At 33.5% G+C, this 26,661-nt stretch carries 25 protein-coding genes, 1 pseudogene and 1 riboswitch; of the genes and pseudogenes, 12 read left to right on the forward strand and 14 right to left on the reverse strand.

Annotated features, from left to right (window positions below; all coding sequences use genetic code 11):
* Positions 1–44: 44 nt before the first annotated feature.
* The gene (locus LL966_RS06290; RefSeq protein ID WP_229351323.1) at positions 45–2,027 is read right to left on the reverse strand and encodes a GAF domain-containing hybrid sensor histidine kinase/response regulator; all 1,983 of its coding nucleotides are present in this window, start codon (positions 2,025–2,027) and stop codon (positions 45–47) included.
* A gap of 264 nt (positions 2,028–2,291) precedes the next feature.
* Between LL966_RS06290 and LL966_RS06295 the strand changes: the two genes are divergently transcribed.
* On the forward strand, positions 2,292–4,574 hold the full coding sequence (locus LL966_RS06295) for a cation:proton antiporter domain-containing protein (protein WP_229351325.1): 2,283 nt from the start codon (positions 2,292–2,294) through the stop codon (positions 4,572–4,574).
* A gap of 65 nt (positions 4,575–4,639) precedes the next feature.
* Here the strand turns inward: LL966_RS06295 and LL966_RS06300 are convergent, their stop codons facing one another.
* The 9 genes from LL966_RS06300 to LL966_RS06340 form a co-directional block, all read right to left on the reverse strand.
* The gene (locus tag LL966_RS06300) at positions 4,640–5,278 is read right to left on the reverse strand and encodes an NAD(P)H-binding protein (protein WP_229351327.1); all 639 of its coding nucleotides are present in this window, start codon (positions 5,276–5,278) and stop codon (positions 4,640–4,642) included.
* A gap of 83 nt (positions 5,279–5,361) precedes the next feature.
* Positions 5,362–6,306, reverse strand: coding sequence for a DUF4465 domain-containing protein (locus tag LL966_RS06305; RefSeq protein WP_229351329.1), 945 nt, complete (start codon positions 6,304–6,306; stop codon positions 5,362–5,364).
* Between the two features lie 248 nt (positions 6,307–6,554).
* Entirely contained in the window at positions 6,555–7,772 is a 1,218-nt protein-coding gene (locus LL966_RS06310; RefSeq protein WP_229351331.1) for a hypothetical protein, read from the reverse strand.
* Between the two features lie 4 nt (positions 7,773–7,776).
* Positions 7,777–9,015, reverse strand: coding sequence for a hypothetical protein (locus tag LL966_RS06315; protein WP_229351333.1), 1,239 nt, complete (start codon positions 9,013–9,015; stop codon positions 7,777–7,779).
* A 39-nt stretch (positions 9,016–9,054) separates the two neighbouring features.
* A complete protein-coding gene (locus LL966_RS06320) occupies positions 9,055–10,338 on the reverse strand; it encodes a cell surface protein (protein WP_229351335.1) in 1,284 nt (427 codons plus the stop codon).
* A gap of 4 nt (positions 10,339–10,342) precedes the next feature.
* On the reverse strand, positions 10,343–11,488 hold the full coding sequence (locus LL966_RS06325; protein ID WP_229351337.1) for a YncE family protein: 1,146 nt from the start codon (positions 11,486–11,488) through the stop codon (positions 10,343–10,345).
* On the reverse strand, positions 11,485–13,533 hold the full coding sequence (locus LL966_RS06330; RefSeq protein WP_394799454.1) for a TonB-dependent receptor: 2,049 nt from the start codon (positions 13,531–13,533) through the stop codon (positions 11,485–11,487). The genes LL966_RS06325 and LL966_RS06330 overlap by 4 nt, the downstream gene beginning before the upstream one ends.
* A 115-nt stretch (positions 13,534–13,648) precedes the next feature.
* Positions 13,649–13,851: riboswitch (cobalamin riboswitch) on the reverse strand.
* 114 nt (positions 13,852–13,965) lie between these two features.
* Entirely contained in the window at positions 13,966–15,171 is a 1,206-nt protein-coding gene (locus tag LL966_RS06335) for a hypothetical protein (RefSeq protein WP_229351341.1), read from the reverse strand.
* 206 nt (positions 15,172–15,377) lie between these two features.
* A complete protein-coding gene (locus LL966_RS06340) occupies positions 15,378–16,670 on the reverse strand; it encodes a TlpA family protein disulfide reductase (RefSeq protein WP_229351343.1) in 1,293 nt (430 codons plus the stop codon).
* 205 nt (positions 16,671–16,875) lie between these two features.
* Between LL966_RS06340 and LL966_RS06345 the strand changes: the two genes are divergently transcribed.
* From LL966_RS06345 to LL966_RS06370, 6 genes are all read left to right on the forward strand, one after another.
* Positions 16,876–17,202: an ArsR/SmtB family transcription factor gene (locus LL966_RS06345; protein WP_229351345.1), complete on the forward strand. Its 327-nt coding sequence runs from the start codon at positions 16,876–16,878 to the stop codon at positions 17,200–17,202.
* 57 nt (positions 17,203–17,259) lie between these two features.
* Positions 17,260–17,730: a DUF6428 family protein gene (locus LL966_RS06350; RefSeq protein ID WP_229351346.1), complete on the forward strand. Its 471-nt coding sequence runs from the start codon at positions 17,260–17,262 to the stop codon at positions 17,728–17,730.
* Positions 17,731–17,862: 132 nt separating this feature from the next.
* The gene (locus tag LL966_RS06355) at positions 17,863–18,282 is read left to right on the forward strand and encodes an arsenate reductase ArsC (RefSeq protein WP_229351348.1); all 420 of its coding nucleotides are present in this window, start codon (positions 17,863–17,865) and stop codon (positions 18,280–18,282) included.
* A 347-nt stretch (positions 18,283–18,629) separates the two neighbouring features.
* Positions 18,630–19,223: a hypothetical protein gene (locus LL966_RS06360; protein ID WP_229351350.1), complete on the forward strand. Its 594-nt coding sequence runs from the start codon at positions 18,630–18,632 to the stop codon at positions 19,221–19,223.
* Positions 19,224–19,348: 125 nt separating this feature from the next.
* Positions 19,349–19,831: a GNAT family N-acetyltransferase gene (locus tag LL966_RS06365; protein ID WP_229351352.1), complete on the forward strand. Its 483-nt coding sequence runs from the start codon at positions 19,349–19,351 to the stop codon at positions 19,829–19,831.
* Positions 19,832–19,837: 6 nt separating this feature from the next.
* Positions 19,838–20,311, forward strand: coding sequence for a MarR family winged helix-turn-helix transcriptional regulator (locus LL966_RS06370; RefSeq protein WP_229351354.1), 474 nt, complete (start codon positions 19,838–19,840; stop codon positions 20,309–20,311).
* 2 nt (positions 20,312–20,313) lie between these two features.
* On the opposite strand, the gene LL966_RS06375 is transcribed toward LL966_RS06370, so the two are convergent.
* A complete protein-coding gene (locus tag LL966_RS06375; RefSeq protein ID WP_229351356.1) occupies positions 20,314–20,670 on the reverse strand; it encodes a winged helix-turn-helix transcriptional regulator in 357 nt (118 codons plus the stop codon).
* A gap of 107 nt (positions 20,671–20,777) precedes the next feature.
* Here LL966_RS06375 and LL966_RS06380 point away from each other — a divergent pair, with 107 nt between their 5' ends.
* From LL966_RS06380 to LL966_RS06390, 3 genes and pseudogenes are all read left to right on the forward strand, one after another.
* A complete protein-coding gene (locus LL966_RS06380) occupies positions 20,778–21,410 on the forward strand; it encodes an NAD(P)H-dependent oxidoreductase (RefSeq protein WP_229351358.1) in 633 nt (210 codons plus the stop codon).
* A gap of 268 nt (positions 21,411–21,678) precedes the next feature.
* Positions 21,679–22,056, forward strand: a complete 378-nt coding sequence (locus tag LL966_RS06385) for a hypothetical protein (protein ID WP_229351360.1) — start codon at positions 21,679–21,681, stop codon at positions 22,054–22,056.
* A gap of 124 nt (positions 22,057–22,180) precedes the next feature.
* Positions 22,181–22,630 (forward strand): annotated as a pseudogene (locus LL966_RS06390) (transposase); the annotation flags it as partial.
* A gap of 212 nt (positions 22,631–22,842) precedes the next feature.
* Here the strand turns inward: LL966_RS06390 and LL966_RS06395 are convergent.
* Positions 22,843–23,385: a hypothetical protein gene (locus LL966_RS06395; protein WP_229351362.1), complete on the reverse strand. Its 543-nt coding sequence runs from the start codon at positions 23,383–23,385 to the stop codon at positions 22,843–22,845.
* A gap of 339 nt (positions 23,386–23,724) precedes the next feature.
* Here LL966_RS06395 and LL966_RS06400 point away from each other — a divergent pair, with 339 nt between their 5' ends.
* Together LL966_RS06400 and LL966_RS06405 are read left to right on the forward strand one after the other, a co-directional pair.
* Positions 23,725–24,483 (forward strand): helix-turn-helix domain-containing protein, encoded by a 759-nt coding sequence (locus LL966_RS06400; protein ID WP_229351363.1) that lies wholly within the window; start codon positions 23,725–23,727, stop codon positions 24,481–24,483.
* A 31-nt stretch (positions 24,484–24,514) separates the two neighbouring features.
* Positions 24,515–25,711, forward strand: coding sequence for an FAD-dependent oxidoreductase (locus tag LL966_RS06405; RefSeq protein ID WP_229351365.1), 1,197 nt, complete (start codon positions 24,515–24,517; stop codon positions 25,709–25,711).
* Here LL966_RS06405 and LL966_RS06410 read toward each other — a convergent pair whose 3' ends face one another.
* Together LL966_RS06410 and LL966_RS06415 are read right to left on the reverse strand one after the other, a co-directional pair.
* A complete protein-coding gene (locus LL966_RS06410) occupies positions 25,712–26,137 on the reverse strand; it encodes an MgtC/SapB family protein (protein WP_229351367.1) in 426 nt (141 codons plus the stop codon). It lies immediately after the preceding gene.
* 18 nt (positions 26,138–26,155) lie between these two features.
* Positions 26,156–26,569 (reverse strand): 3-hydroxyacyl-ACP dehydratase FabZ family protein, encoded by a 414-nt coding sequence (locus tag LL966_RS06415; RefSeq protein WP_229351368.1) that lies wholly within the window; start codon positions 26,567–26,569, stop codon positions 26,156–26,158.
* Positions 26,570–26,661 lie beyond the last annotated feature (92 nt).

Below are 26,661 nucleotides of genomic sequence, written 5' to 3' on the forward strand. Positions count from 1 at the left end.
ATTATAACGTCAGAATTGTAAAGCTATTGTTTATTTTTTTTCTATCATAGTTCTTTTAAAACTTTAACGACCTCAGCAATTCCGCAATGTAAAATATTTATTTTATCTAAAATTTCTGTAGAAAACTGGTTCTTTGAAGCTTCTTCCTCAATTATAGACGCACATTGACTAAGATCTTCCAACATAAAAATATCTAAGCTAGACTTCATATTATGTGCCAATTTCTTTACGGCATCATGATTATCATTTTTAAATGCTTCGTTCAACTCTGCCACTTGGTTAGGGATTTTTTCTAAGAAAAGATTAATCATTTCCTTTTTAAAATCTTCATCACCACTAGACATTTCATCCAAAAAAGAAAAATCTACTATTCTTTTTCTTTTAGTATCCACTTCCTCTGTCATGGCTGTTTTTATTGCTTTTAATAAAACGGATTGCTTAAATGGTTTTGGCACATAGCCATTCATACCAACTTTAAAACAACGTTCTTGTTCTCCAACCAAAGAATGTGCCGTCATGGCAATAATCGGGATAGACGAATTCATTTCACTTCTAATATAATCTGTCGTTTGATAACCATCTTTAACGGGCATTTGAAGATCCATTAAAACTAGATCATATTTATTTTGAGCTAATAATTCAATGCCTTCTTCACCATTTGAAGCGACATCCAATTCAAATCCGAAATTTTGAATCACGCTTCTTACCAATCTCTGATTTAGAACATTGTCTTCGCAAAGCAAAATTTTCAGGCTGCCTAGATCATTTTTAGAAATTGATTTTACTGGCGTTTTCGGAATATCTGCTTTTTTATAAGTAAGGAAAAAGAAAAACTCAGAACCACGATTGAGTTCGCTTTTTACGTGAATTTCTCCCTTGTGCAATTCTACCAGCTGTTTAACAATATTCAGTCCAAGACCTGTACCGCCAAAAGTTCTGGTTGTACTTTCTTCACCTTGTGTAAAACGTTCAAAAATAGTTTTAAGCTTATTTTTTGGTATTCCGATTCCAGTATCTTTCACAGAAAATCTAAGCTTGTAATTATTCTCATTTTCCTCTATTCTTTTTACCGAAACCGTTACTTCACCTTCTTGCGTAAACTTAAGCGAATTACCAACTAAATTAACCAATATCTGATTTAATCTTCCTTGATCGCCGATAACATTATCTGGCATATCGGCATCTAGATAAAGATTAAATTCAACATCTTTCTGAACTTTTACTTTCAACAAATTGTAGACATGTTTAAGCGTTCTTTTCAGATTAAATGGTTGTGATTCAATAGTCAAATTTCCCGATTCAATTTTTGAAAGATCTAGTATATCATTAATTATAATAAGTAGATTCTCGCCAGCAATTTGCACATTATCAATATATTCTTGCTGTACATTATCTAAATCTGTCTGATCCAAAAGGTCTGTAAAACCGATAATAGCATTTAATGGCGTTCTGATTTCATGACTCATATTAGCCAGAAAATTATCTTTTGCCAAAACAGCGCGTTCAGCTATCTTTCTCTGCGTGTATAATTCGTAGTTTTTTGTACCTAATTCCAATTGCGCCATAACGTGTTTTGCTACAATAGAAAGTGCATTTCGCTGATTATCATCTAGTTCTTTTACTACATGATCCACAGCACATAAAGTACCGATATTATATCCGTCTGGAGTTGTAAGAGGTACACCGGCATAGAATCTAACATTGAATCCGCCTGTTACATTCGGATCATTTTTAAATGTTTCGTTTAGATGCGTGTCGCTAATTTCAACCATTTTTGTATCCATAATGGTGTAGTTACAAAATGAAATCTCACGAGGAACTTCAGATACTCCTACTCCAATTTCAGATTTGAACCATTGTCTGTTTTCATCAATAAAAGAAATATGAGCAATTGGAACACCGCAGATATACGAAACCAATTTTGTGGCATCATCAAAAGCATTGTCTGGAAGTGAATCAAGAATATTGTAACGTTTTAAAGCTGCTAAACGCTGCAGCTCATTATCTGGGATGGGGTAATCTCTCATTTTTAAGTAGGTAATGTGTGCAAAGATAAGGTAAATTGAACAAAAAAGTCTTATCAAGGACATAAACCTATTTGATTTTCAGAATCGTATTACCAATTTTTCATTTCATTACAAATTTTTTCTAGGTCATTACAAATTTGAATTGCGACTATTGGGCACCAATTGTTTTTGTTATAAAATTGCGCAGATTTTGTAAACAAATCTCTTTGAAAGAGCTTCTTTTTAAGGAAAACAAGCATTTGAAAGAGATAAAAATTAAAATAAATGAAAAACTTAAGAAACAGTATTTTTTACGTTGGAGTCATTGGAGGATTTTCCCTTTTAATGTATTGGATTATTCTATTGGGAATAAAATTGGAAACAGGCCGAAATCTTAAAATCCCTTCCTCAGATAAAAGCCAATGGGCTGAATTTCTTGATTCTCTTCTAAAAAACCTGCACCATCCTTTAGCCTTATTATTGGCACAAATTGTTACTATTATTTTTGTTGCCCGTATTTTCGGATGGATTTGCATCAAATTAAAACAGCCTGCTGTTATCGGAGAAATGATTGCCGGAATTGTAATGGGACCTTCATTAATCGGAATGTATCTTCCTGAGTTTTCAGCAGCGTTATTTCCTGCTGAATCATTAGGAAATCTTCAGTTCTTAAGCCAGATTGGTCTGATTCTTTTTATGTACATCGTGGGAATGGAAATCGACATGAAGATTTTAAGAAACAAAGCCCATGACGCTGTTGTTATTAGCCATGCCAGTATTATCATTCCGTTTGTTTTAGGAATGGGATTAGCCTATTTTATATATGATGAATTTGCCCCTGCAGATGTACAATTTACCTCTTTTGGTCTGTTTGCGGGAATTGCAATGAGTATTACTGCGTTTCCCGTGCTTGCCAGAATTGTGCAGGAACGTGGTATTCATAAAACACGATTAGGAACTATTGTCATTACGTGTGCTGCAGCCGATGATATTACCGCTTGGTGTATTTTGGCAGTAGTAATTGCAATTGTAAAAGCAGGTTCTTTTGGAAGTGCTTTGTACACAGTTGTTCTAGCATTAGGTTATGTTTTTTTAATGATTAAAGTGGTTCGTCCGTTTTTGAAAAGAATTGGAGATTTGTACGCAACTAACGAAAAATTGAGTAAACCAATTGTAGCCATCTTTTTTTTAACGCTTGTTGTTTCTTCTTACTTAACAGAAGTAATCGGAATTCACGCTTTATTTGGCGCTTTTATTGCAGGAGCGATTATGCCTGAAAATATTAGATTTAGAAATCTTTTTATAGAAAAAGTAGAAGATGTTGCTTTGGTATTATTATTACCACTGTTCTTTGTTTTTACAGGTTTAAGAACACAAATTGGTTTATTAAACGAACCTTATTTATGGAAAATCGCAGGATTAATTTTTGCTGTAGCAGTAATTGGTAAGTTTGTTAGCAGTGCGCTTGCAGCGAAATTTGTGGGACAAAACTGGAAAGACAGCTTGTCTATTGGAGCTTTAATGAATACAAGAGGCTTGACAGAATTAGTTGCCTTGAATATTGGTTATGATTTAGGAGTTTTAAGCCCAGAATTGTTCTCTATGTTTGTAATTATGGCCCTTGCTACCACATTTATGACTGGACCAACTTTAGATTTAATCAATTGGCTGTTTAGATCAAGCAAACAAGAAAGCGAAGAAGATACGGCACTGAAAAATAAATACCGAATCTTATTGTCTTTTGATCGCCCAGAATCTGGAAGAGCTTTACTTAAAGTAGCAGACGGATTAACAAACAAAAGAGCTGAAAGTTCTGAAATTACAGCAATGCATTTTCTTCCAACTGAAGAATTACACCACTATAATACAGATATTTACGAAACAGAAAAATTTAAAGATGTTGTGGAAGAATCAGTGGCATTAAACAGAAATATTACAACGATGTTTAAAGCTTCTGCTGATATTGATAATGAAATAGTTTCTGTCGCCAATAAAAGTAAACACGATTTATTGTTAGTCGGAATTGGGCAATCTATTTATCAGGGAAGTTTACTGGGGCGCGTTCTTGGTTTTACAACTCGAATTATCAATCCTGAAAAGATTTTAAATACTGTTACTGGAAAAGAAAACATCTTAGAATCTGCTCCTTTTGATGACGGAACTAGACAGATTATTTCAAAATCGCAAATTCCGGTTGGAATTCTAATTGATAAAGATTTGAGTGATATTAATTCCATTTTCATTCCGCTTTTTAGTTTAAAAGATTGGGATCTGATTCAGAATTATGTTCAGAAATTTATTCAAAACATCGATTCAAGAATTATAGTTTTTGATGCAGAAGGAAAAATAATGTCTGATTTAGACACTAAGGAAAAAATAAGATTAATGGAACAAGCGGCGCCAAGCCAGCTTTCGCTAAGAAAAGATCAGAACGTTGAAAAAGTATTTTTAGAACAGCAAGATCTTATGCTGATTTCGCTTGACGGATGGAAACATTTAATGGATAGTAAAAGTCCGTGGCTAACTAATATTCCTTCGACATTAATTATTTCTGAAGATAAAAAATAAAGTTTGTTTTGGAATTTTATTTAAACGAACGCCTTCAAAAGAGGCGTTTCTTTTGTTTTATAAGTTTAAATTTTCAAAATATTGTACAACTCCAAAGTAAATTTTCCTGTTGAAAATTCTTTTGGTGCTTTTAATAATTTGGCTGCTAAAAATGCGGTTGAAATGGGTTTCAAATTTTTAAAAAGACCAATTACATTCAGCGCTTTAATTAGTTTGATGGAAATCTTTTCTCCCCAACGGTCAGAACCTTCACGTATAAGCGGTCCAGGTCTGAAAATGATATATTGTGGAAAATGAAGACTTTCGATATACTCTTCCAACTTTCCTTTCATCATAGAATAAAAAACACTGCTTTTTGATGAAGCGCCGTAGGAAGAAACCAAAATCAAAGAATTGACATGATTTTCTTTCGCAGCAGCGGCAAATTGAGCCGGAATATCAAAATCAATTTTCCATTGATTGTCTTTTGAACCGGCATCTTTTAAAGTAGTTCCTAAACAAGAAAATAGAACATCTCCCGTAATTAGATTTTTAAACGAATCTATTTCTGAAAAATCAACAACATGCTCTTTCAATTTTGAATGTGAATTTCCAGTAGCACGTCTCACAAAAATCGAAACTTCGGCATAATCATTACTTTGTAAAAGCAAATTGACCAATTCTTTTCCCGTTGCGCCTGTTGCTCCAATTACCAATGCTTTCATAATTATCAATTTTGAAAGTAAATATAATAATCTTTAATTGAAAAACCCCTTTGCATAATCTGCAAAGGGGTTTTATTTAAGATTTACTCTACTCTTTGTACAGAAAGTTTATCCAGACAGAAATAAGCCGCTGTATTGATTCCGTAAGTTGGATCAGAATCTGTTGAAGCCAATTGGAAAATCAAATATTGAACATCTCCTAAACTAGCAAGATTAGAAGTATTTACATTGATCCAGCCCGTTGGCATAACCAAAGAAGATCCTGAATAATTGGCTAATGAATGTGTAATAGGACTTGAAATTACTCCAGATGCATTAACTCCGTAAATTAACAATTCGAAATGATCTCCAGAGGTAAAAGCTCTTGCGAATCCATCTCCATACAAACAACCATAATAAGGCCAAGGATGAATATTGATTTTTAAACCTTTAACTTCATAAAGTCCTGTGTTTCCAATTTTAATCCAATTAGAAAAATTAGCCTCGTTAAATGTAGTTCCTTCTGGCGTTTTAGGATCTAAATAACTAGACCAATACGCTACGATATAAGGATCTCCTGCTGTTCCCGGAGTTCCTGGTGTAACTGTTGTCGAAGTTCCGAAACCACTTCCCGCCATTGTTCCCCATTGATGTGCGACCCAGTTGTTTGATCCGCCCGCACCTGCAGCTCCGTAGTTAGTGATATCATTTACGTTTGAAACAATAAATCCGTCCCAATAGTTGTAACCATCTGACGTTGCTGTATGCGAAAATTTAAAAATATCCACAGTTAAATTGGTATTTGAAACATAGATATTCTCCCAATATTTCCCTCCTGTTGTGGTTGTGCCACTGCTTAACAAAGAACTAGTCAAATTAAGCGTTGTGGTAGTCCCGATAGAAGGATCTGTTACCGCAACTTTTGCTGTTTTACTTGTATTATTACCTGAAGAAACCGAAGATTCATTACTAAAAACCTCATCATCACTGCTACAAGATGAAAATCCTAACAACAAACCTAGTGTTAAAAAATAAACTGCTTTTTTCATATTATAAAATTTAGGGATTAATATTCATATTTAATTCGTTGGATATAATTAGAAAATAGGTTTTAACACATAGAAACATAGATTTTGTATCGATAAAAGAGATCAAAAAGAAACCAGTTTCTACACTGTGCATTTCAATTAGTGAAACACCTTTTGTAATCTTGAAAGATCTATGTTGCTATGTGTTGAAAATAATTACACACAACGGTTTGATAATTATTTATTCTTAAAATTGAATAGCTTTAAAATTATTTTGCTGCTTTAAAATTTATATCTGACATTTCTTCAAAAACAGCTGTCAACAAATCGTTGGCTCCCACTGCAGCAAATGTTGGCACATATACTTTTACAAAATCAATTCCTGGTAAATGCACTTTTTTTCCGTCTTTGTCTACCGCCCAACTAATATCAATCGTCGGATCTGCAATACCGCCGTAACCCCAATCAAATGTTCCTACATTGAATGCAGTACCAGCACCGTCGCTTACATCTTTTACTGGAATCGCTATTTTTGTTCCTTTTAAAGTATAAGTATCCGTCTGCCATTCTGGGTAATAATTGACTCTTCTGCGAGTAAGTGTTTTTGTGATTTTTCCAGATCCGTTTTTATTGTCTGTCCACGAAAGATATGCCGTATCGTATTGCCAAGGTAATGTACCCGTTACCGGACTCGCGCTTGCATTAGGCTTGCGATATGTTAGTTCGTAATTTTTTACTGTAGTCGATTTATGGTATTCACTTCCTGCAATTTCATACCATTCATTTTCATCTGCCTTGCCGTTTTTATTTGCATCGTAGGCGACTGCGATACTTACAGGAGAATATTTTACGGTTGTACTTCCTGTTGCCATTTGTACTGTAAAATCTCTTTTCCCGTGAACGTTAATTACGGTATGATCAAAAGCGGTTACCATATATCCTCCAAATGTTCCTAAAGCAACCGATCCGCCTTCTTGAATATTTTGCTGAGCGGCTTCAAAAGCTTCTTCTTTGGTGCTGTAATTGTCTATATTATAACCAGGAGCGGGTAAAAAATCGAGTAACGTTAATGCTTTTGCCGTATAAGTTTTTCCAGTTTCTGAAACCGTAACTTTTGTAGAAGCTTGCTTTACAATTTTATCTACGATTACTTTAAAATCTACTGTATAATCTGCTGCTTTTGGCGTGATAAACAATAATGTTTTGCTATCGCCGATGATTGAATCTTTTGCTACACCATCTTTACCTGCAACTTTAATAGACCATTGGTACGTTTCTGTTTTTCCGTTAGCATTTTCGATGGTTACTTCTGGATCAATCGAAACAACGCCATATTTCTGTACTGCAAATTCTGAAGCCAATTTTATAGCAATCGTAGCTTCTTTTGCTGGTTCAACAATCTCTTCTGGTTTAGAATCGTCATTACTGCACGCATAAAAAGAAACAAGACCGATTACTACTAAACTATATTTTAAATACTTTTTCATGGTCTTAATTGTTTACTTTTTTAAGGTTATATTTTTGTAGAATATGAAGATCTGCGGCTCCTGCAAATACAGTTGCCATTGAAGATTGTTGCTGGCAAAGGCCCATTGGTTCGCTCACACAATTCACGACTTTTATAAAATCGATTCCTGGAAGATTGGCTTTATTTCCATTTTTATCTACCGCCCAATCAATATCGATATTCGGATTTATAGCATTTACATAACCCCATTCTGGTGGAGTTGAATACCATAATGTTGTTTGTCCCGCACGAGCTGTTTTAAAATCTACATCTAGTTTTAAACCTTCATAACTCACCGAAATTTGAGTTGCCCACAATGGATAAAATTCTTTTTTACCTCTTGGTCTTGGCAAATAATATTTCTCTCCTTTACTGTTTTCGCAATAAACATGCTCATAATCTGTCCAAAGAGCACTTGAAGTTACTAACGGTTCTCCTGCTGCTTTTTTCTTATAAGTAATTTTAAAGTCCTTAACTGTAGTAGATTTAGCGTGTTGACTTCCAGCAATTTCATACCATTCGTCTGCGTCTGGTTTTCCGTTTTTGTTTCTATCGTAAGCCACAAAAATTAATCCCGGTGCCGGCGGATTTGCTTTTGCTCCCGTCGGGTTTGTAACATCACCTCCATAAACTCTAAAATCGCTTGTTCCTGAAACATTCACGACCGTATGATCGAAACCAACCACAATTGAACCGCCAAAACCACCTAAATCTAATAAGTAACCAACATTGGTTTCACTAATTCTTCCTAAAGCTGTTTTCACTACAGCTTCTTTAGTGTTGCCATCTTTGTAAATATCGTTGGCTAACATTCCTGGTGCAGGATCAAAATCAAAAATGCGCGTGATATACGGATTGAAGTTGGTTGCTTCATTCGTAACATTCACAATAGTGCTTTTAGTTCCTTTCTTGTTGTCTGCTGTAACGTTTAATGTAAATTCGTAAGAACCCGCATAAATTGGTGTAAATCTTAAATCTTTCGTATTTCCAACAATCGAATCTGTTACTTTATTTACTGGATTTTTACTCATAATCCACTCGTATTTTGCAGTAGCGCCAGCGTCTGAAGCTGTGATATCTAAAACTGTAAAAGTTGGGGTTTCATACTTTTCCTGAAGTGTAATTGCAATCAAATTTGCGTTTTCGTCTTTGTCATCACTGCTGCATCCGATAAAGGCGAATGCAAATGCAAGCAATAAAAATTGGGTAACATTTTTTTTCATAAACTGATTATAATAAATTGATTTGATACTAGTTAAATTTTATCTGGTTGGAATATTTTCTCCTAAAAGATGAAGATCGGTTGCTCCCATAATTTCGGTTGAAGTTTCGCCAAGCCAACCCGCCTGCTGATTTAAGCCGTTGTAAACTTTTACAAAATCTATTGCTGGAAGCTGTACTTTATTCCCTTTACTGTCAATTGCCCAATCAATATCTATTGCCGAATCATCATCATTGTTCGGAGCATTATCGGCATAACCGTATAAAAAAGCATACTGAACAAAATAACTTCCGTTTCCACTTTCGTCTACTGCATTATCTGGTAATCTCGTTCCTTTAAAAGTGATGGTGGATTGATCTTTTTGCCATTTTGGCCAGTATTCAAGCGAATGATTGTACGCATTATTCTGCGCCAAATAACCTTGTTTCCCCTGATTGTCTTTCCAATAGATATATTCCATATCAGTAAAAATCACGGTTCCAGTTCCGCCGCCTGGAACGGGTGTTTTATTCGGATCTGGTCTATGATACGTAATTTCATAATTGCGAATTGTCTTTTCCATTTTATGGCCTCCGCCTTCAATTTCGTACCATTCATCATCTGGAATTCCGTTTTTGTTTTTATCATACGAAACCATGATTACGCCCGCTTCACTGCTCCCACCTCTTAATCCCGAATTGGGATTGGGATTAGCTTCTGCCCAAAAAGCATTTCCTAAAACTCTAAAATCGCGTCTGCCTTTTAGATTTACAATACTATGATCAAAGCCAAAAACTACATAACCTCCAAAAGCGCCTAGCGAAATCAAATCGCCGTTTTTCTTTGCTAAATAAGAATTAGCTCTTGTCAATATTCTATCTGCCGAATCGCCGTCATTTGCCACAGGAAGATCATTTACAAATTGTCCTGGCGCTGGTTTAAATTCGAATACTTTTGAGATGTAACTTTTTAACTCTGAAGTTTCTAAACTTACTATTACAGTCACTTTTTGATTCTTCGTAGTTCCTTTATCTGTAATAGCGACATTAAATATGTAAGTTCCTTCTGCCGCTGCTGCAAACAAAGCTTCTTTTGAAGTCGTATTTACCAAAGAATAATTTTCTGAAGAAACACTTTCAATGGTCCAATGATAAACTGCATTTGCGCTCGCATTTGTTTTGGCACTTAAAGTAACAATAGCAAAACGCTGTGTTTTGTACTCGCTTGTTTGAGGCTCTTCTCCACCCGATTCACTTCCGTCATTCCCGCCGGAACAGTTTGCAAGGGTTATTGTAAAAAAAGCCAACGCTAATAATCGACAGTATTTTAGAATTCTTTGATCCATATTTTTATTTTTTGGTTATAAAAGCAATATGTGCTGGAATATTTCCTGCTGTAGTTTTCCATTTTAATTTTCCATCGGGTGTAAAACAGTAGATATATCCCGTTACGACATAATTCTGTGCATCGGTAATGTAGATCTCCTTGGTTTCTGGATTTACCTGAAGTCCGTACGGAATCATGATTTTTTTATCTGTTCCGTCGGTAATGATTTTATCACTGATTATTTTCTTGGTTTTGGTATCGAAAATTCCGTAAGTAATCTTATTGCTGTTCGTGAGATAACTCCACGAAACGCTGTAGTAATACAGTAAATCATCTACCAGACACATTCCTAAAGCAGGAATATCGAGCTGCATTTTCTTCTCGTCAGTTTTGGTATCAATTACAAAAAGATTCGATGGCGTATTGTAGTAATCGCCTCTTGAACTCACATAAATATCGCCGCGGCTGTCAATTTCCATACTATACAAATTGATGCCAACGTCTATTTTTTTAATTTCTGTGAATGTCTCTAAATCAATTACCGACACGGTTCTATCATAATTTGGAACACGATAACCACCAGAATTGGCAACATATAATTTTCCGTTATGAACGACCATTTGTTCTGGCTGATAACCAACATTTACCTTTCTTTTTATATCTAATGAAGTGGTATCGATCTCAGCAACAAAACCAATTTCTGCATTTGGGTTAATCGCAACTGGTCCAGAATAGGAACTCACATAGGCTTTGTCTTTATAAAAAGTGACATAACGGCAATTCGGAATATCAATTTTTTTGATTCGTTTTGCGGTCCATTTTTCTAGAACTTCTACTTTGTTGGAAACATTAATTACCGCGTAGACTTTATTCCCGTAGATTTGAATATCGTTTCCAACATCGCCCAATTCTTTTACAACTGAAGGGTTTCTTTCAGAATAAACATCGGTAGTATAATTTCCTGTTCGGTAATTGAACACGTCTATACTCGCTCGGTTCATTCCCATATTCCCTTCGTTCAGAAGATAAAAACCTTCAATATTTCCATCACTTCTTGGCGCAGCGACACTCACATCTGAAGAAAGAAAAACAGTTTCATCTTCTCTGCAAGAAATTAGAGAAATGAGAATAAATAAGCTAAATAGTATTTTTATAAAGTTCCTTTTCATAACTCAAAACTGATTATAAATTTAAATGTTCTTCCGGGCATCGGATAATTGTAAATCACTTCATATTGTTGGTTGAATGCATTATTGACTTCAACCGTTGCATTCAACTTGTAAGTATTAAAAGTGAATGATTTTTGAACCGCCAAATCTTGTGTATACCAAGGTTGCACTTCATTGACTTTAATATTATTAACGTTTCCATTGTAGCGTTTTCCAACATAGATAAAACTGTAATTGAAGTTCCAAGATTGATAACTTGCATTTAAAATTCCAGACCCACTGTGCCAAGGCGTGTACGGAATCTGATCGCCGTAAGAAGACATTTCTAAACCTGAAATTTTGGTAAAATCCTGACTTTGAGAATACGTATAGGTCAAATTTGCGGTAAGATTCACTTTATCAAAATGCGTTGCCATATTGACAACCGTTTCAATTCCTTTTCCTTTTACCTGCCCAATATTCGTCATCATCCAGCGAAATAAATTTCCTGTTGGCGCGGCTACAATTTTGTCTTTTGTGTTGGTATAATAACCATCTGCTTGAATTGAAAATTTGTCGAAAAAGCTTTCCCTTACGGGGAAATTATAAGTAAAACCAACATCGTACTGGTTCATATATTCTGGCCGTAAAGTACTTGAACCGACCATTGTATAATACAAATCATTGAAAGTGGGCATTCTGAAAATGCGTTTAGCGAAAGCCCTTAAATTGAAATCGTATTTTTTGAAAGGCGTGTAACCCAGAAATAAAGCAGGCGTCATTTCGGTTTTGTTCGGTGCTTTTGCGTTGTATTTCACTTCTTCGATAACACGGGTTGCGAGGACATTTCCTAAAACTTTAAAACCTTCGTATCGGTAAGAAGTTGCCAAAGAAACAAGCGCAGTATAACGCTGCGGAAAAGAAAATTGCGTTTCGATTCCTTTTCTGGTTGCATTTAATTTATTGTATTGAAAATCGGTTGAAAGGGAAACATCCCAAGTGGGCAAAATGCTGTACATATTTACGGCCGAAAAATAGGCTTCTTGCTGAAAATAACTATCGTCAGATTGCGCGCCCTCGGTTACGGTTTCTCCTAAAACGTTCGTGGTATCTCTGGCGATGTAATGCGTGTAATCGTATGCAAATTTTCCTTTTACTTGAAATTTATACTTTTCAGAAACGTCTTTCGTTAAAAAAGCTTGTCCGAAAAAATTCTTATCAAACTGCCTAAATCCGTCTCTAAATTTATTCTCTACGATTGCACCTGGTGCGCCTCTTTCAGAATCATAATAGTACACTTTGGCGTCCCACGTACCTTTATTTATTTTTCCGTAAACACCAGATTCAAATCGTAAAGCTTCAATATCGCTGTTCCATCGCGTTGCGGTCGTATCATACGCCACGCTTCCGTCTTGATTTTTTCTTTTGTATCTAAATTTATACTGTCCATTCGATTTGATGTATTCTGAACTGACGCTCATGCTCACTTTATCGCTCAGTTTTTGTTCCCATCTAAAAGAAGGATCATGATAATTGATCGACATTGTTTTGTAACGAACGAGAAGATTTGTCTTTTTTGACCCCACAAAAACAGGACGTTTTGTTTTCAGATAAATGGCCGAAGCCGAAGCAAAATCTTTAGCCGACTGAAAAATTTCACTTTTTTGACCATTATACATCGTCAAAGATTCCATATCGTCAAGCGAATATTTTCCTAAATCCGTAACTCCGTTTTGAGCATTTCCAAGTTGAATTCCGTCATAGAAAACACCAACATGATGTGTTCCCATATTTCGAACGTCAACGGTTTTTAAGCCTCCAACACCGCCGTAATCTTTAATTTGAGTTCCAGCAAAATAACGAAGCGCATCTGCCACATTATGACTTGCGAGTTTTTCGAGCAGAACGCCCGAGAGACTTTGCACGGGAATAACTTCCTGATACGGTTTTCCTTTTAAAATAACTTCTTTTAAAACACGAGAACTATCAGTTACTACTTGAGAATGAAGCAGAAACGGAAAAATTATTAAAAAAGCAGCAAATAAAGTTTTTTTCAAATTACACATTACGATTGAATTAAATCAACTTTCAGTGATGCAGTAATTACATAAACGTAGAATCGTTCCCACTATCTAATAGCAGGTTACCAATCTTTGTCATCAACTTCATACCACGAAAGTTTTAAACTATGTGATCGTGGCAGGTCTCCTGACTTGTTCCATCTTTAAACGGCCTTCTCACCCCGCAAAGCGGGACAATGGCATTAGTAATGTTTAAAGAATTTTTGTAGAACTTACAGTAGCGGGTCTGTTCAGGATTTGCACCTGATTCCCTTTTAACTATTTTTTCTGAAGAAAAAACAGACCAAAATCAGCCGCAAAGATAGGACTATCTTGATAAAAACCGCTTTTTAATTTAGTTAGATTGTACTTGTAAGGCATTTACAACAAATTAAAACACTGTTTTACAACGAATTAAAATAGCAATAATACAGAATTTTAAAGCTTGTTATTCTTAAGACTTCTAAAATTAATAGCATTAAAAGAATAAGAAACCATCAAATAACTCCAAAATGATAATTTATTTTCATTTTGCACTTTTGGAAGATTTTTCATTGAATCTGTAGATTTATAAAACGAAAATGCACCATTAATTTCTAGTCCTTTTACAGGAACATATTTTACCGAAATGTCATTCTCAAATCCCAAAAATCTAGACATTTCCTGATTCATATCATCTATCAAAGGATATTGTGTGTAAAAAAGATGAAAATCAGAACGGAGCGTTAATTTTGTATTTAAAGGAAATGAAGCAAACAAATACGGATTTACCAAACCTCTACCTCCAACATCGGCTGGAAAACGAGTAAAGACATTCATATTACCGTTGAATTTCCAAGTAACACCGTACAAAACATCAAAATCTCTAGAGTTTTCTGCGTTTAATTGAGAACTGGTTCCGCTAATAAATTCTGCTCCAAAACGCCATGTTGAATTTTCCAAAGACACTTTAACTTCTGGCTGAAAATAATATGCCAATAGCTGCTGGCCTTTCTGGTTTTGTCCTAATTGAAAATAACTATTTAGAGTATAATACCATTGCTTGTTTTTAAATTCAATTCTTCCTCCCGTTGTAGCACGTGCATACAAGGTTTCTGAATTTGCTCTTTGTAAAAAATCAACTGTATTTATAGTATTAAAAGAGAAGTTTTTATTAATATGATAACTAAAATTATACACCAACATATACTTATATTTATTGGATGCTACGGGTGAATATGTCGCTTCAAAACTAGTGTTATAATTTCTTGTAAATAAGAAAAAAAGATCATTTGAAAAATGCTCAGAATATTTCATTATTCTAATGCCTTCGTGCGCTCTACTTTGTTGCGCCCACGGAGCATCAGAAAATAATCTTCCATTATCCAGTAAAATACTTTGTCTTCCTAAACGAAAATTTACATTTCTGAATTTTGTTTCTAAAAATAACTGATAGAAATTGACACTTCCAACTTTAGAAGTTGAATTTTCTTGGTCCCAAAGATGAATTTCCTGCACGTCGGACTTCATAAACCACTTTTCTTGCGAATATTGAAATGAAATTCTATTTCGCTGTGTAATGTAAAAATACGGATCAATGGAATCGTTGGGCGGAAGTATATAATTTGAAGTAAATTCTGCCCTTGGACGGATTTCTACATTCATTAAAAAATGCCTTGATATACTATCACTTTGTTGTGCATTGAGCTGATTACCACTTGTGGCAAAAAAAAAGAAAGTGAAAAATACAGCAAATATACTTTTGGGCACTATTTAATATTTATTCTATAGAATTAATATGCAAATGTAATAAGAAGTCTATTGAGATAGCATCACACAAAAAATTACTTTGTGATTTTTATGCCGAACCATCATAAATATTTCTCGATCAAAGTTTGAATTTCAGGCGTAGAAGGTCTTGGCGCATCTTTATGAATAATTTTTCCATCTTTTCCAATTAGCACATAACGCGGAATTGTAGTCACATTTATTTGTTTTAATAATTCATCTTTTTCAGATTTTGCTATTAAAACACTGTTTTCTTTGTTCAAAATATCTTTGTAAACGTCCATTGCTTTTTTCCAAGAGTTTGCGCTTTTATCAATAGAAATAAATACAAAAGCAACATCGGTATATTTATCCATTAATTTTTTTTCGTCTGGAAATTCTTCTCTGCAAGGCATACACCAAGAAGCCCAAAAGTCAATCAAAACCAATTTTCCTTCGTGTTTTTTAATTATTTCTTTTAAAACTAAAGGAGTTTGAGCAGGTTTTAATTCATTTTCTACATTAGCTGCAAAAGTCTGATTTTTACAATATTTCCTAAATATTTCTAATGCTTTTGGATCAAAAGGAACTTTCTGATCTCGAATACTTATTGGATAATAAATGGTCGAATACAATAAATAATCTACGATATTCTGATTATTGAAATTTTTAGAAATAAACTCCATTTCACCAGAAAGACTTTTTTTCAAACCTAAAACTTTCATTCGTTTCTGAACATAATTTTGAAGAAGTTCGCGGTATTTATCTGCGTCGAGCAATGTATCAGCTTGATCAAAACTTTCTTCTATCGCCTTAAATGTGTTTGGATTTATAGTTTTTTCTTCTAATTCGTTATATAATGTTAAACTCCAATAAGTAGTAGATAGATAATTATAGAATTCTTTTGAGAGTTTATTCTCTTTAAAATACGTTTCTAATAACTCCTTTTGTTTTATATAATCTTTATCAAAGTACGTATTCATTTTCTGAGATGCCATAACAATCTTCAATTGATTATAATTTGGAAGATTTTTAATTGATCCATATTTTTCAAAAGAGGCATTTAAAAATTCTGATTCAGATTTACGAATTGGATTTGAAGCGCAATAATAATGTATCAGCCCTTTCGTATCAACATCAAACTCTAAAGTTTCGTTTGGTGCCGCGTAAATTAAAGTACCTCTATTAATATCATTGCAAAAGATTGAACAATCATTATCGATTATTAATTCTCTATTCTTTGTACTGAGAACCGCTCTATCATAAGCATTTTCTTTTGATTCGGAAGTTAGATTGATTATACCTTCACTATTTCCGATGTATTTTATGGTGATTTGTTGTGAAAATAAAGTGGATGAAATCAGAAATAATAAAAGAAAACTTTTGAGATTACACATACAGTTTTGGTTGGTTTGGTTAGTAAATTTTAGCTTTAAAACATTTACTATAAACACTTTAAAGAGTAATCAAAAATAACTACTTTCTTCTCATTTACAAGAATATTCTTAATTATTTTTCAAATAAAACAAAACATAAATTCTTTGATAATTTTTGTTGTATCAACTTTATATCGTAATATTGCAATATTAAATTATACTAAAAATGGGAGCTACTAAAACAGAACATTTTACAGATGCGCAAAATCAAATTGCAACAATAGCAAAAGCTCTCGGGCATCCTGCCAGAATTGCGATTCTAGAATACTTGCTAAAAGTAAATGAATGTATTTGTGGTGATATTGTAAATGAACTTCCACTTGCCCAGCCTACAGTTTCTCAACATTTAAAAGAACTTAAAAATGCTGGAATCATCAAAGGAAACATTTCAGGAAATTCTATTTGCTATTGTATTGACGAAAAAGCTATCGAAATCTTAAACACCTATTTCTTAAACATCAATCAAAATCTTTTAAAATCAAAATGTTGCTAAAACATTTTTTTGACTCATTGTATCGCAATATTGCAATAAACAAATTAAATTATAAAAATGAAATTATCAGAAGTAAAACAAATTTTACCAACATTAGAAAATGTTGAATTTCAATTGGAAAACGGGACTTTTGTTCCCGAACATTTCCACGTAACAGAAGTTGGAATTATCAAAAAGAACTTTATAGACTGTGGCGGAGTTATTAGAAATGAAGAAGTTGTAAATTTTCAGCTTTGGAATGCAGATGATTTCGAACATCGTTTGAAACCTAATAAACTATTGCATATTATTTCACTTTCTGAAGAAAAACTTACTATTCAAGATCTAGAAATCGAAGTAGAATATCAAAGCGAAACGATTGGAAAATATGATTTAGCTTTTAATGGCAAAAACTTTGTGCTTAAAAACAAAACTACAGCTTGTCTGGCACAAGATGCTTGCGGAATTCCCGCAGAAAAACAAAAGATAATCCTTAGAGAATCAACAGATAATACTTCTTCTTGTTCTCCAAATTCAGGATGCTGTTAAGCAATGAAAGCTAAAATCATAAAATATAAAAAACCAATTATTATTACCACATCTGTAATTGTGCTACAGCTTATTTTTGGATTTGAACCTAAATTTTGTATCATAAATCTGATTTGGTTACTTGTTTAAATTATGGAAAAGAAAATACTAATACTTTGTACGGGAAATAGCTGCAGGAGCCAAATTGCAGAGGGTTATTTGAGATATTTTGCAGGAAATAAAGCTGTTGTATATAGCGCGGGCGTTGAAACTCACGGCGTAAATACGAAAGCGATTGCAACTATGCAAGAAGATGGAATTGACATCTCAAATCACACCTCAAATCATATTGAAGAATATGCCAACATCGATTTTGATTTTGTCATTACGGTTTGCGATAATGCAAAGGAGAGATGCCCCTTCTTCCCTACAAAAGCACAAAAATTCCATTACAATTTTCCAGATCCAGCAAAAGCGACAGGAACAGATTCTGAAATAATGGAACAATTTAGAAGCGTTAGAAATCTTATAAAAGAATATTGCAGGACGTTCGCTAACCATAATTTAAATTGAAAATAACTGTAAATAAGGAGTTCCCTCAAAAGAAATATCTTTTTTAAGATTAGGAGAAGCGCAATATTTATAGTAAAAAATAAATACCTAAAGTTAAAGCTTTCGAGGAGCGACATATTATTATAAAATTGAACAAAAATATGTCACTCCTCGGGAGCTTTTTTTCTTTGTTTTATCGAAATTCTATAAATATTTTACCCCTGTGGAGCTTTTACTCGTACGTTAATTTTTAGACAAAAAATAAGTAAGAAGGCAATAATTCGTTTTATAAAATGTTTATATATAAAAGATTGTGATGCATCTAATCTTTTAAAAATCACTACCCCTAAAGATTAATATTTATAAACATGAAAAAAATATTTTTGATAATCGCCATTGCTACTTTTTCATTGCAGGGATTTTCACAAGAATTGAACAGTAAATTCAAAAGTATTCCAGCTAAAGACGCTAATAAAAAAGAAGTAATTCCGCCGAAAGAAGAAGCTCCAAAAGAAAATCCGCCTGCACCCATTGAAAAACCTGCACCATTACAGGTTAATCCTGATGAACTTTTTAAAGACACCAATCTTTACAAACAAGAATCAAACGTAGAAGGAATTTTTTATAGAAGAAACCAGTTTTTAGGAAACTTCAATACCAATGCGGTTACTTCTACGGTTATGTATCGCGATGCAGCCTTTGTAGACGGCGATAAAGTAAAAGTATATTTAAACGATAAAGTAATTGAGCCAGAAGTTTCTTTAGATGGTGAATTTAAAAGCGTTAAAATCAATTTAGTAAAAGGAATTAATAAAATTGATATTGAAGCCTTAAACGAAGGTTTTGCGTCTCCAAATACAGCCGAATTTAAAGTTATCGACGACAAAGGCGCTGTTATTTCTGCTAGCGAATGGAATGTTGGTACGGGTTATAAAGCTGTAATTGTACTGGTTAAAGATTAATTTTTAAGCAGAGAAATCGTTTGAAATCATAAAAAACACTTAAAACTGCTGACTTCAGCAGTTTTTTTATTGTATATATGTAGTTAACTACGTAGTTTTGTACCCATATTTAATTTTGAACCAAAATGAACATTCAACCTATACAAAACGAATACGAAAATGAAATCGTAGATTTGATTCTAAACATTCAGCAAAAAGAATTTAACGTTCCTGTTACTTTAGAAGATCAACCTGATTTATTGGATATTGAGAACTTTTACTTCAAACCAGGCGGTACTTTTCTCGGTGCATTCATCGACGGAAAATTAGTAGGAACTATTGCATTGGTGAAATTTAATGCTGAAGCGGGTGCCATTAGAAAAATGTTTGTTAAGAAAGAATATAGAGGAAAAGAATTTCAAATTGCACAACAATTATTGGAGCAATTAATTGCTTATAGCGAGGAAAACGGAATTAAAAACTTATATTTAGGAACGGTTTCTATTTTGCAGGCCGCTTTGCGTTTTTACGAAAAGAACAATTTTGTTACCATTGCAAAAGAAGCGCTTCCAGCTGATTTTCCTTTAATGAAACCTGATAATGTGTTTTGCCATTTACAGTTAAACTAAAAAGAGATGAATATAATTGATGAAATCGGCATTTTGGCCATATCTACACGATTACAGCGTCTTAGCGAGCAATTTCGCAAGGATGGAGCTCTGATTTATAAATCTTTTGATATTGATTTTGAACCGAAATGGTTTCCTGTAATTTACACTTTACATATCAAAGAAATGCTGAGTGTTGTAGAAATTGCCAATGAAATTGGATACAGCCATCCTTCGACCATAAGCTTACTAAAGGAACTGGAAAAACAAAAACTTATCAGTTCTAAAAAAGACAAACAAGACGAGCGAAAAAGACTAATCATCTTAACTCCAAAAGGAAAAGAATTAGTTACTAAAATGCAGCCTGTCTGGAAAGTAATGAAAAAGGCATTAAACGAAATTACAGACAATCAAAATAATCTTTTGAAAGCCATTGAAGAAGCCGAACAAAAATTGGCTTCACAAGGTTTTTTACAAAGAATTTCAGAAATCAAAAACTGAAGCTATTCTTTTCCTGTAATCTTTTTTCGGTGGTTATAACCCCATTTTGCCAAAGAATCTATCACTTCTTTTAAGGTATGCCCATATTCTGTCAATTGATATTCAACAGTTATTGGCTGTGTATTAAGTACCGTTCTGGTTACGAGCTGGTTTTCTTCTAGATTTTTCAATTCACGGCTTAACATTTTCCCAGAAATTCCTTCTACTTCACGAAGCAGATCGGTAAATCTTAGTGTATTAAAACACAAAGAAGCAATTATAGAAATTTTCCATCTTCCGTTTAAAATATACATAGCATCATGCACTGCCAAAATATGTTGCGTGCATTTTTTAGGATCGTGTTTCGGCTCTTCTATCATGTTCTACTAGTGAGTTACCTCGATGTTACAGTTACTTTTGGTAATCAGATGACAAAAATACACTTAAAGTAATTACATTTGGATAAATTTTAATCAATAAAATAAAAATGGCCTTAATAGATGCACTAAAGTGGCGTTATGCTACAAAAAAAATGAACGGACAAGCTGTTCCGCAAGAAAAAGTAGACTACATTCTTGAAGCGGCAAAACTTGCTCCCTCTTCTTCTGGATTACAACCTTACAAGGTTTTTGTTGTTACCAACCAAGATTTAAAAGAAAAAATTAGAGCGGTAAGTTTTGATCAAAGTCAAGTTACAGATGCATCTCACGTTTTAATTTGGGCTGCATGGGACGGATACAGCATTGAAAAAATTTCTTCTGTATTTGATAGAACTACCACAGAAAGAGGAATTCCTGCTAGCGCAATGGACGAGTACAAACAAAGACTTTGGGGAATGTACGAACCACTTGGACAAGAATGGCACGCCAACCATGCTGCAAGACAAGCTTACATTTCGTTTGGTTTGGCAATTGCTGCCGCTGCAGAACAACAAGTAGACACAACACCTATGGAAGGTTTTATTCCTGCAGAGGTAGATAAATTATTAGGTTTAAACGAACTGGGACTTAAAAGTGTTTTAGTTTTACCTCTTGGTTACAGAGATGAAGAAAACGACTGGTTAGTGAACTTAAAAAAAGTAAGAACTCCACAAGAAGATTTTATTACAGAAATCAAATAAAAAATATTTTTTTTCTTTATTAAAAAGCTTTTGAAATCGCAAATAATACGGTTTCAGAAGCTTTTTTGTTTTGGATATTTTAGTTTAGTTCCGCAATAAATTTCAATTCGATAAAAGCGCATAAAACACAGTCAAATTCAAGTTTAAATTTTTAACATTTTCAACAAAAATAGGTACAGATAACGGATAATTATATAATATGTTATAACTAATTTTGTGCAATCCAAAACAATTCAATCTTAATTACAACACATTAAAATCCTACATTATGTCAGATTTTTTAACTCAATTTGGTGAAGACCTAAAAAAAAATGTTCCAGGTTTTATCGCTGTTTCTGTAGCTGAAATCGCTAGTGGAATGTCATATTATTCACAATCAGTTGTTGCAGATTTTGATCCTGAATTAGCATCGGCTTATAATCTTGAAGTGGTTAAAGCAAAAATGAATGCTATTAAGGCTCTAAATCTACAAGGACAAGTTGTAGACAATATTATGATTACACTAAGTTCTCAAATGCACATTATCGATGTATCTGAAAATCAGCAGTATTTTATCTATTTAGCAGTAGATTCAACTAAAGCTAATTTAGGTATGACAAAATCGATTTTGAATAAATACAAGAAAGAAATCGCAACAAAATTGTAATACCTGTATTTTTTGCCCCATAAAGAGGAATATTCTGTTTTGAATGTTTCTCTTTATTTTTTTACAAGAGTTTCAAACTTATATAAAATTTATATATTTAGAGAGTAAAAAAAAGACCGTTTAGATGGAACTACGCGCTTATTTCGAGAAATATCCTGATGAGGCAACTTGTATTGAAGAACTTAAAAACAAGCGCTTAGAAAATGGTATCATTTGCAAAAAATGCGGTCACGACCAGCATTCTTTTAGACAAAATGATTTAAAGTTTCAATGTAGAAAATGCGGAAGCCGAATTAGCCTTCGGTCTGGAACCGTAATGGAGAACTCGAATTTGCCCATTCGCTACTGGATGATCTGCATTGAATTGATGACTTTAACGCACCGGAAAATGTCAATTCTTAAAATTCAATATCTTTTAGGGCATAAACGTTACGAACCGATTTGGCTAATGGTTCAAAAGATTCGTTTGGTCATGAAAATTAGAGACGACAAATATCGATTAAGAGCCTATTCTGAATTTGATCCTGAATTTCTTCAGAAAATTGACAAATTAGCTTTGCAGAAAAAAAAAGAGGCGGATTGTTAATTGTTGATGGCTGGTGGTGGAATGCCTTAAAATTTTATGCATAAAAAAAGCCACAGATTAAAAGATTAAAATGATTTTTAAAATCATCTTTCTTCTTTTAATATATGGCTTTAAATTTATTGATAAAAACTTGACGCGGGCTTCGACTTCTCTCAGCCTGAGAATCATGATAGTTAACAATTAAAATTATCAATTATCAATTATTTTTTCTTATTCTTCTTAGCTTTAGTTCTTTTCGCTTTCTTTTTAGCGATTTTTTTTGCTTTAGCTTTATCCTTAGCTTTTTTAGCTTTGTCTTTTTTCTTAGCTTTTGCTTTTAGTTTTGCTTTTTTAGCTTTTTCTTTCTTAGCGTCTTTCGCTTTCTCTTTTCTTTTAGCTACAGCTTTTTTCTTTTTCAATTTCTCTTTTTTCTCAGCTAGCTGTTTTTTCTCTTTTTCTTTCATCTTTTTCTTTTTCTTATCGTTTTTAGATTTGTCTTCGTTTTGTTCTTCAGTATTTTCTTCTGATGAAATTACTACTTCTTCAGTTTTCTCCTCCTCTTTAACTTCTTCTCCGGCAATAGTTTGTTTTTCAACTACTTTTTTAGGAGCTCTTTTAGTTTTTGGTTTAGAGGCTGGAGTTTCAGTTGCAACTGATTCCGTTTCTTGGTTTTGAGCTGTATTTTGCTCATTTTCATCAGTAGAGATAACTGGATTTGCATTTACCTCCTGATCGATTTCATTAGTAAGCACTTCTTCTGCCATTATTGTGTTAATTTTAAGAAATTGATTAAATTAATTTTATTAATTACAAATTTTCAATGTTATTAAATCATTAAATTAACATCAAAAAATAATAAACAAAGATAGACTGAAAAACCTATTCGCCAATGTTAAGTTTTTCATTCGAATTAAAAAACCAACATAAACAACTAACAAACAACACATTACCCAATGTTAAGTTTTTACTTCCTAAATTTCTATATAAGAAGTCCTCATTTTAAGCTATTAGAAAGCAATCAAAATTCCATCTCAATGTTCTTCAAATTTTAAAATTTAGGGTTAAATTCGTTGAAAAGTGTTTCAAAATTACTTTTTAATAACATGTACGAAAATTTAGAATACAAATCCGTTGAGCCAAATAAAAGTCTTTCTGACTTCGTGGATCGTTTTTGGTGCATGAAAAACAAATCCGATCGTGCTTTGGAAACAATTGGTTTGCCCGACGGAAGAATTGATTTGTCTTTAATTCAAACCAATGAAAAACCTTTTGAAATTAGACTTTTAGGTTTAGGAACCCAACAATACGAAAAAGGAATAATTCCTGCCAACAGTCGGACTTTTGTAATCAGTTTTAAACTTCCCGCTGTTGAATATGTTTTTCATGAAAGTATTGCAACGCTTTTAAATTCAGGAAAAATACTTGAAAATGATTTTTGGAATTTCAATAAAAATGATTTAGAAAATTTTGAATTGTTCTGCGAAAAAGCTTCGCTAAAAATTCAATCTCTATTGACAAAAGAAATCGATAACCGAAAACAAAAACTTTTTAAACTGATCTACAAAACAAACGGAGCGTTGACTGTAAAAGCATTTTCAGAACAATCAAATTGGAGCAGCCGACAGATAAACCGTTATTTTCAGCAGTATTTTGGAATTTCTTTAAAAGAATATTGTTCTATTCTTCGTTTTCGCGCCTCATTAGAACATATTGCAAAAGGAAAATTATTTCCAGAAGAAAATTTTTCTGACCAAACCCATTTCATTAAAGAAATCAAGAAAATTTCAGGATCACTTCCGAAAGAATTGTTTCAAAACAAAAACGACCGATTTATACTATTATCGGCACTTTCTTCACAATAATTTTGTCGCATAGATTTTAAACAACAAAACTATGCTTTTAGAAAATAAACAAGTTGCCATAATTGGAGGCGGAATGGGCGGTTTAATTTTGGCCCGCCTATTACAGATGCAAAACGTAAAGGTAAAAGTTTACGAAAGAGATTGTAATGAAGAAGTTAGAGTTCAAGGTTCTCCTTTAGATTTACACGAAGATTCGGGTTTAAAAGCCATGAATCAAGCTGATTTATTAACTGAATTTTACACCAATGTTCGCACAAACGCGAGTAAAGCACGAATTGTTAGCAAAGATTTTGAATTGAAATTTGATGAACATTCGATTCAGAAAAACTATTCGGAATCAAATTCAAATTCGAATAAAAATTCACTTCAAGATATTTCGAAACCGCGTCCAGAAATCGATCGATCAGAACTTCGGAATATTCTAATTCAATCTCTTTTACCTGAATCCATTGTTTGGAACAGCCAATTTATTTCTATGGAAAAAGAAAATAACGGCTGGAGATTGCATTTTAAAAATGAAACCAGCATTTATGCCGATTTAGTAATTGCGGCTGATGGTGCCAATTCTAAAGTTCGTTCTTATTTAAATGCTCCAAAACCGATTTATTCTGGAATTACAATGTTGGAAGGAACCATTTACAATGCAAAAGAAAATGCGCCACATCTTTTCGAATTTTCAAAAGGTGGAAAAGTATTAGCCTTTGGAAACGAACAAACTATTATGTACGGTACAAAAGGTGATGGTTCGCTGATGTTTCTTTTAAGCAGTAAAATTCCTGAAAACTGGATTACCGAAAGCAATTTAGATTTCAAAAACAATGAAGAAGTTTTTGAATGGTTTAAAGAAGTCTACCAAGAATGGAGCCCAAAATGGGATGAACTTTTATTAAGCAAAGAATTGTATTTTATTCCGCGTCCGCAATATTATTTTCCTTTCAATCAAACTTGGAAAACACAAGACAATCTCACGATGATTGGCGACGCCGCACACAGAATGCCTCCATTTGCGGGAAAAGGCGCTAATCTTGCCATGTGGGATGCTTTGGAACTTTCGAAATATTTAACTGGAAATCAATTTGAAGACATCAATACTGCTATTGCTGAATTTGAAAATAGAATGTTAGAACAAGCTGCAGAAGCTACAAAAGACACTTTAACAAATGGAGAGCAATTGCATTCAACAGACGCTTTAGAAAGATTGCTCGCTATCTTTAATCGAACACAATAATTATCCTTTTCTATTCTTAAGCCAATTATCAATAGGTTCAATAGCTGTGTTTATTCCAATAACTAAAAATGTGCAAATCAGGGCTTCAATAAAATAACCTGAAGCAGCGATACTTCCAATCGCTGCGCTGCACCAAATGGTAGCCGCAGAATTTAAGCCGTGTACATTGTCACCTTCTCTAAAAATAACGCCCGCACCTAAAAATCCAACTCCCATAACGACTTGAGCGGTGATACGCGTAACATCAATATTGGCTTCGGTTTCTCCAACTTTTATGGACAATAAAACAAAAGCCGCTGCACCAATTGCAACAAGCGTATTGGTTTTTAGTCCCGTTTCTTTATGATGCCATTGTCTTTCAAAACCAATAATTAGTCCGGCAATTGCTGCTACTACGAGACGCGTTAAGAATTCTGTTGTACTCAAGTTATTATGTTTTTAGCATTATTGAAGTTTAACACACAACCATTCGCCTTTTACAATCAATTTATCATCAGAAAAAGCTTCACCAGATTGTTTGATCAATTTTTCGCTTACGCGGATGTTTTTCACTACAAATTTAATTAGTTTTCCAAATTCAACACCCGTAAAAAATTCAATATTATCTAAACTTACCAAACCAAAAACGCCATCGGCAAGTCCTAATAATTTTACGCCTGCGCCTCCGCATTGCGCCATTGCTTCTACTAAAATGGTTCCAGGCACAAAATTAAAATCTGGAAAACTTCCCTGAAGCCAAGCATCTTCTTGCGTAAAAGTTTTCAATCCTATAATTGTTTCTGTAGTATAAGATATAATTTCATCAACAAATAAGAATGGGGCTCTGTGTGGAATTAAATCTTCTATTTTTTGATTCATTGCATTTAATTTGCAACAATTTACGAATCTGATTTTACATACACAAAGTTTTAAATTATGTGTCTGTTAAATAGCCCTTTCTTAAACGACAA

This window comes from Flavobacterium chungbukense (genome assembly GCF_020805785.1).
Lineage (GTDB): Bacteria > Bacteroidota > Bacteroidia > Flavobacteriales > Flavobacteriaceae > Flavobacterium > Flavobacterium chungbukense.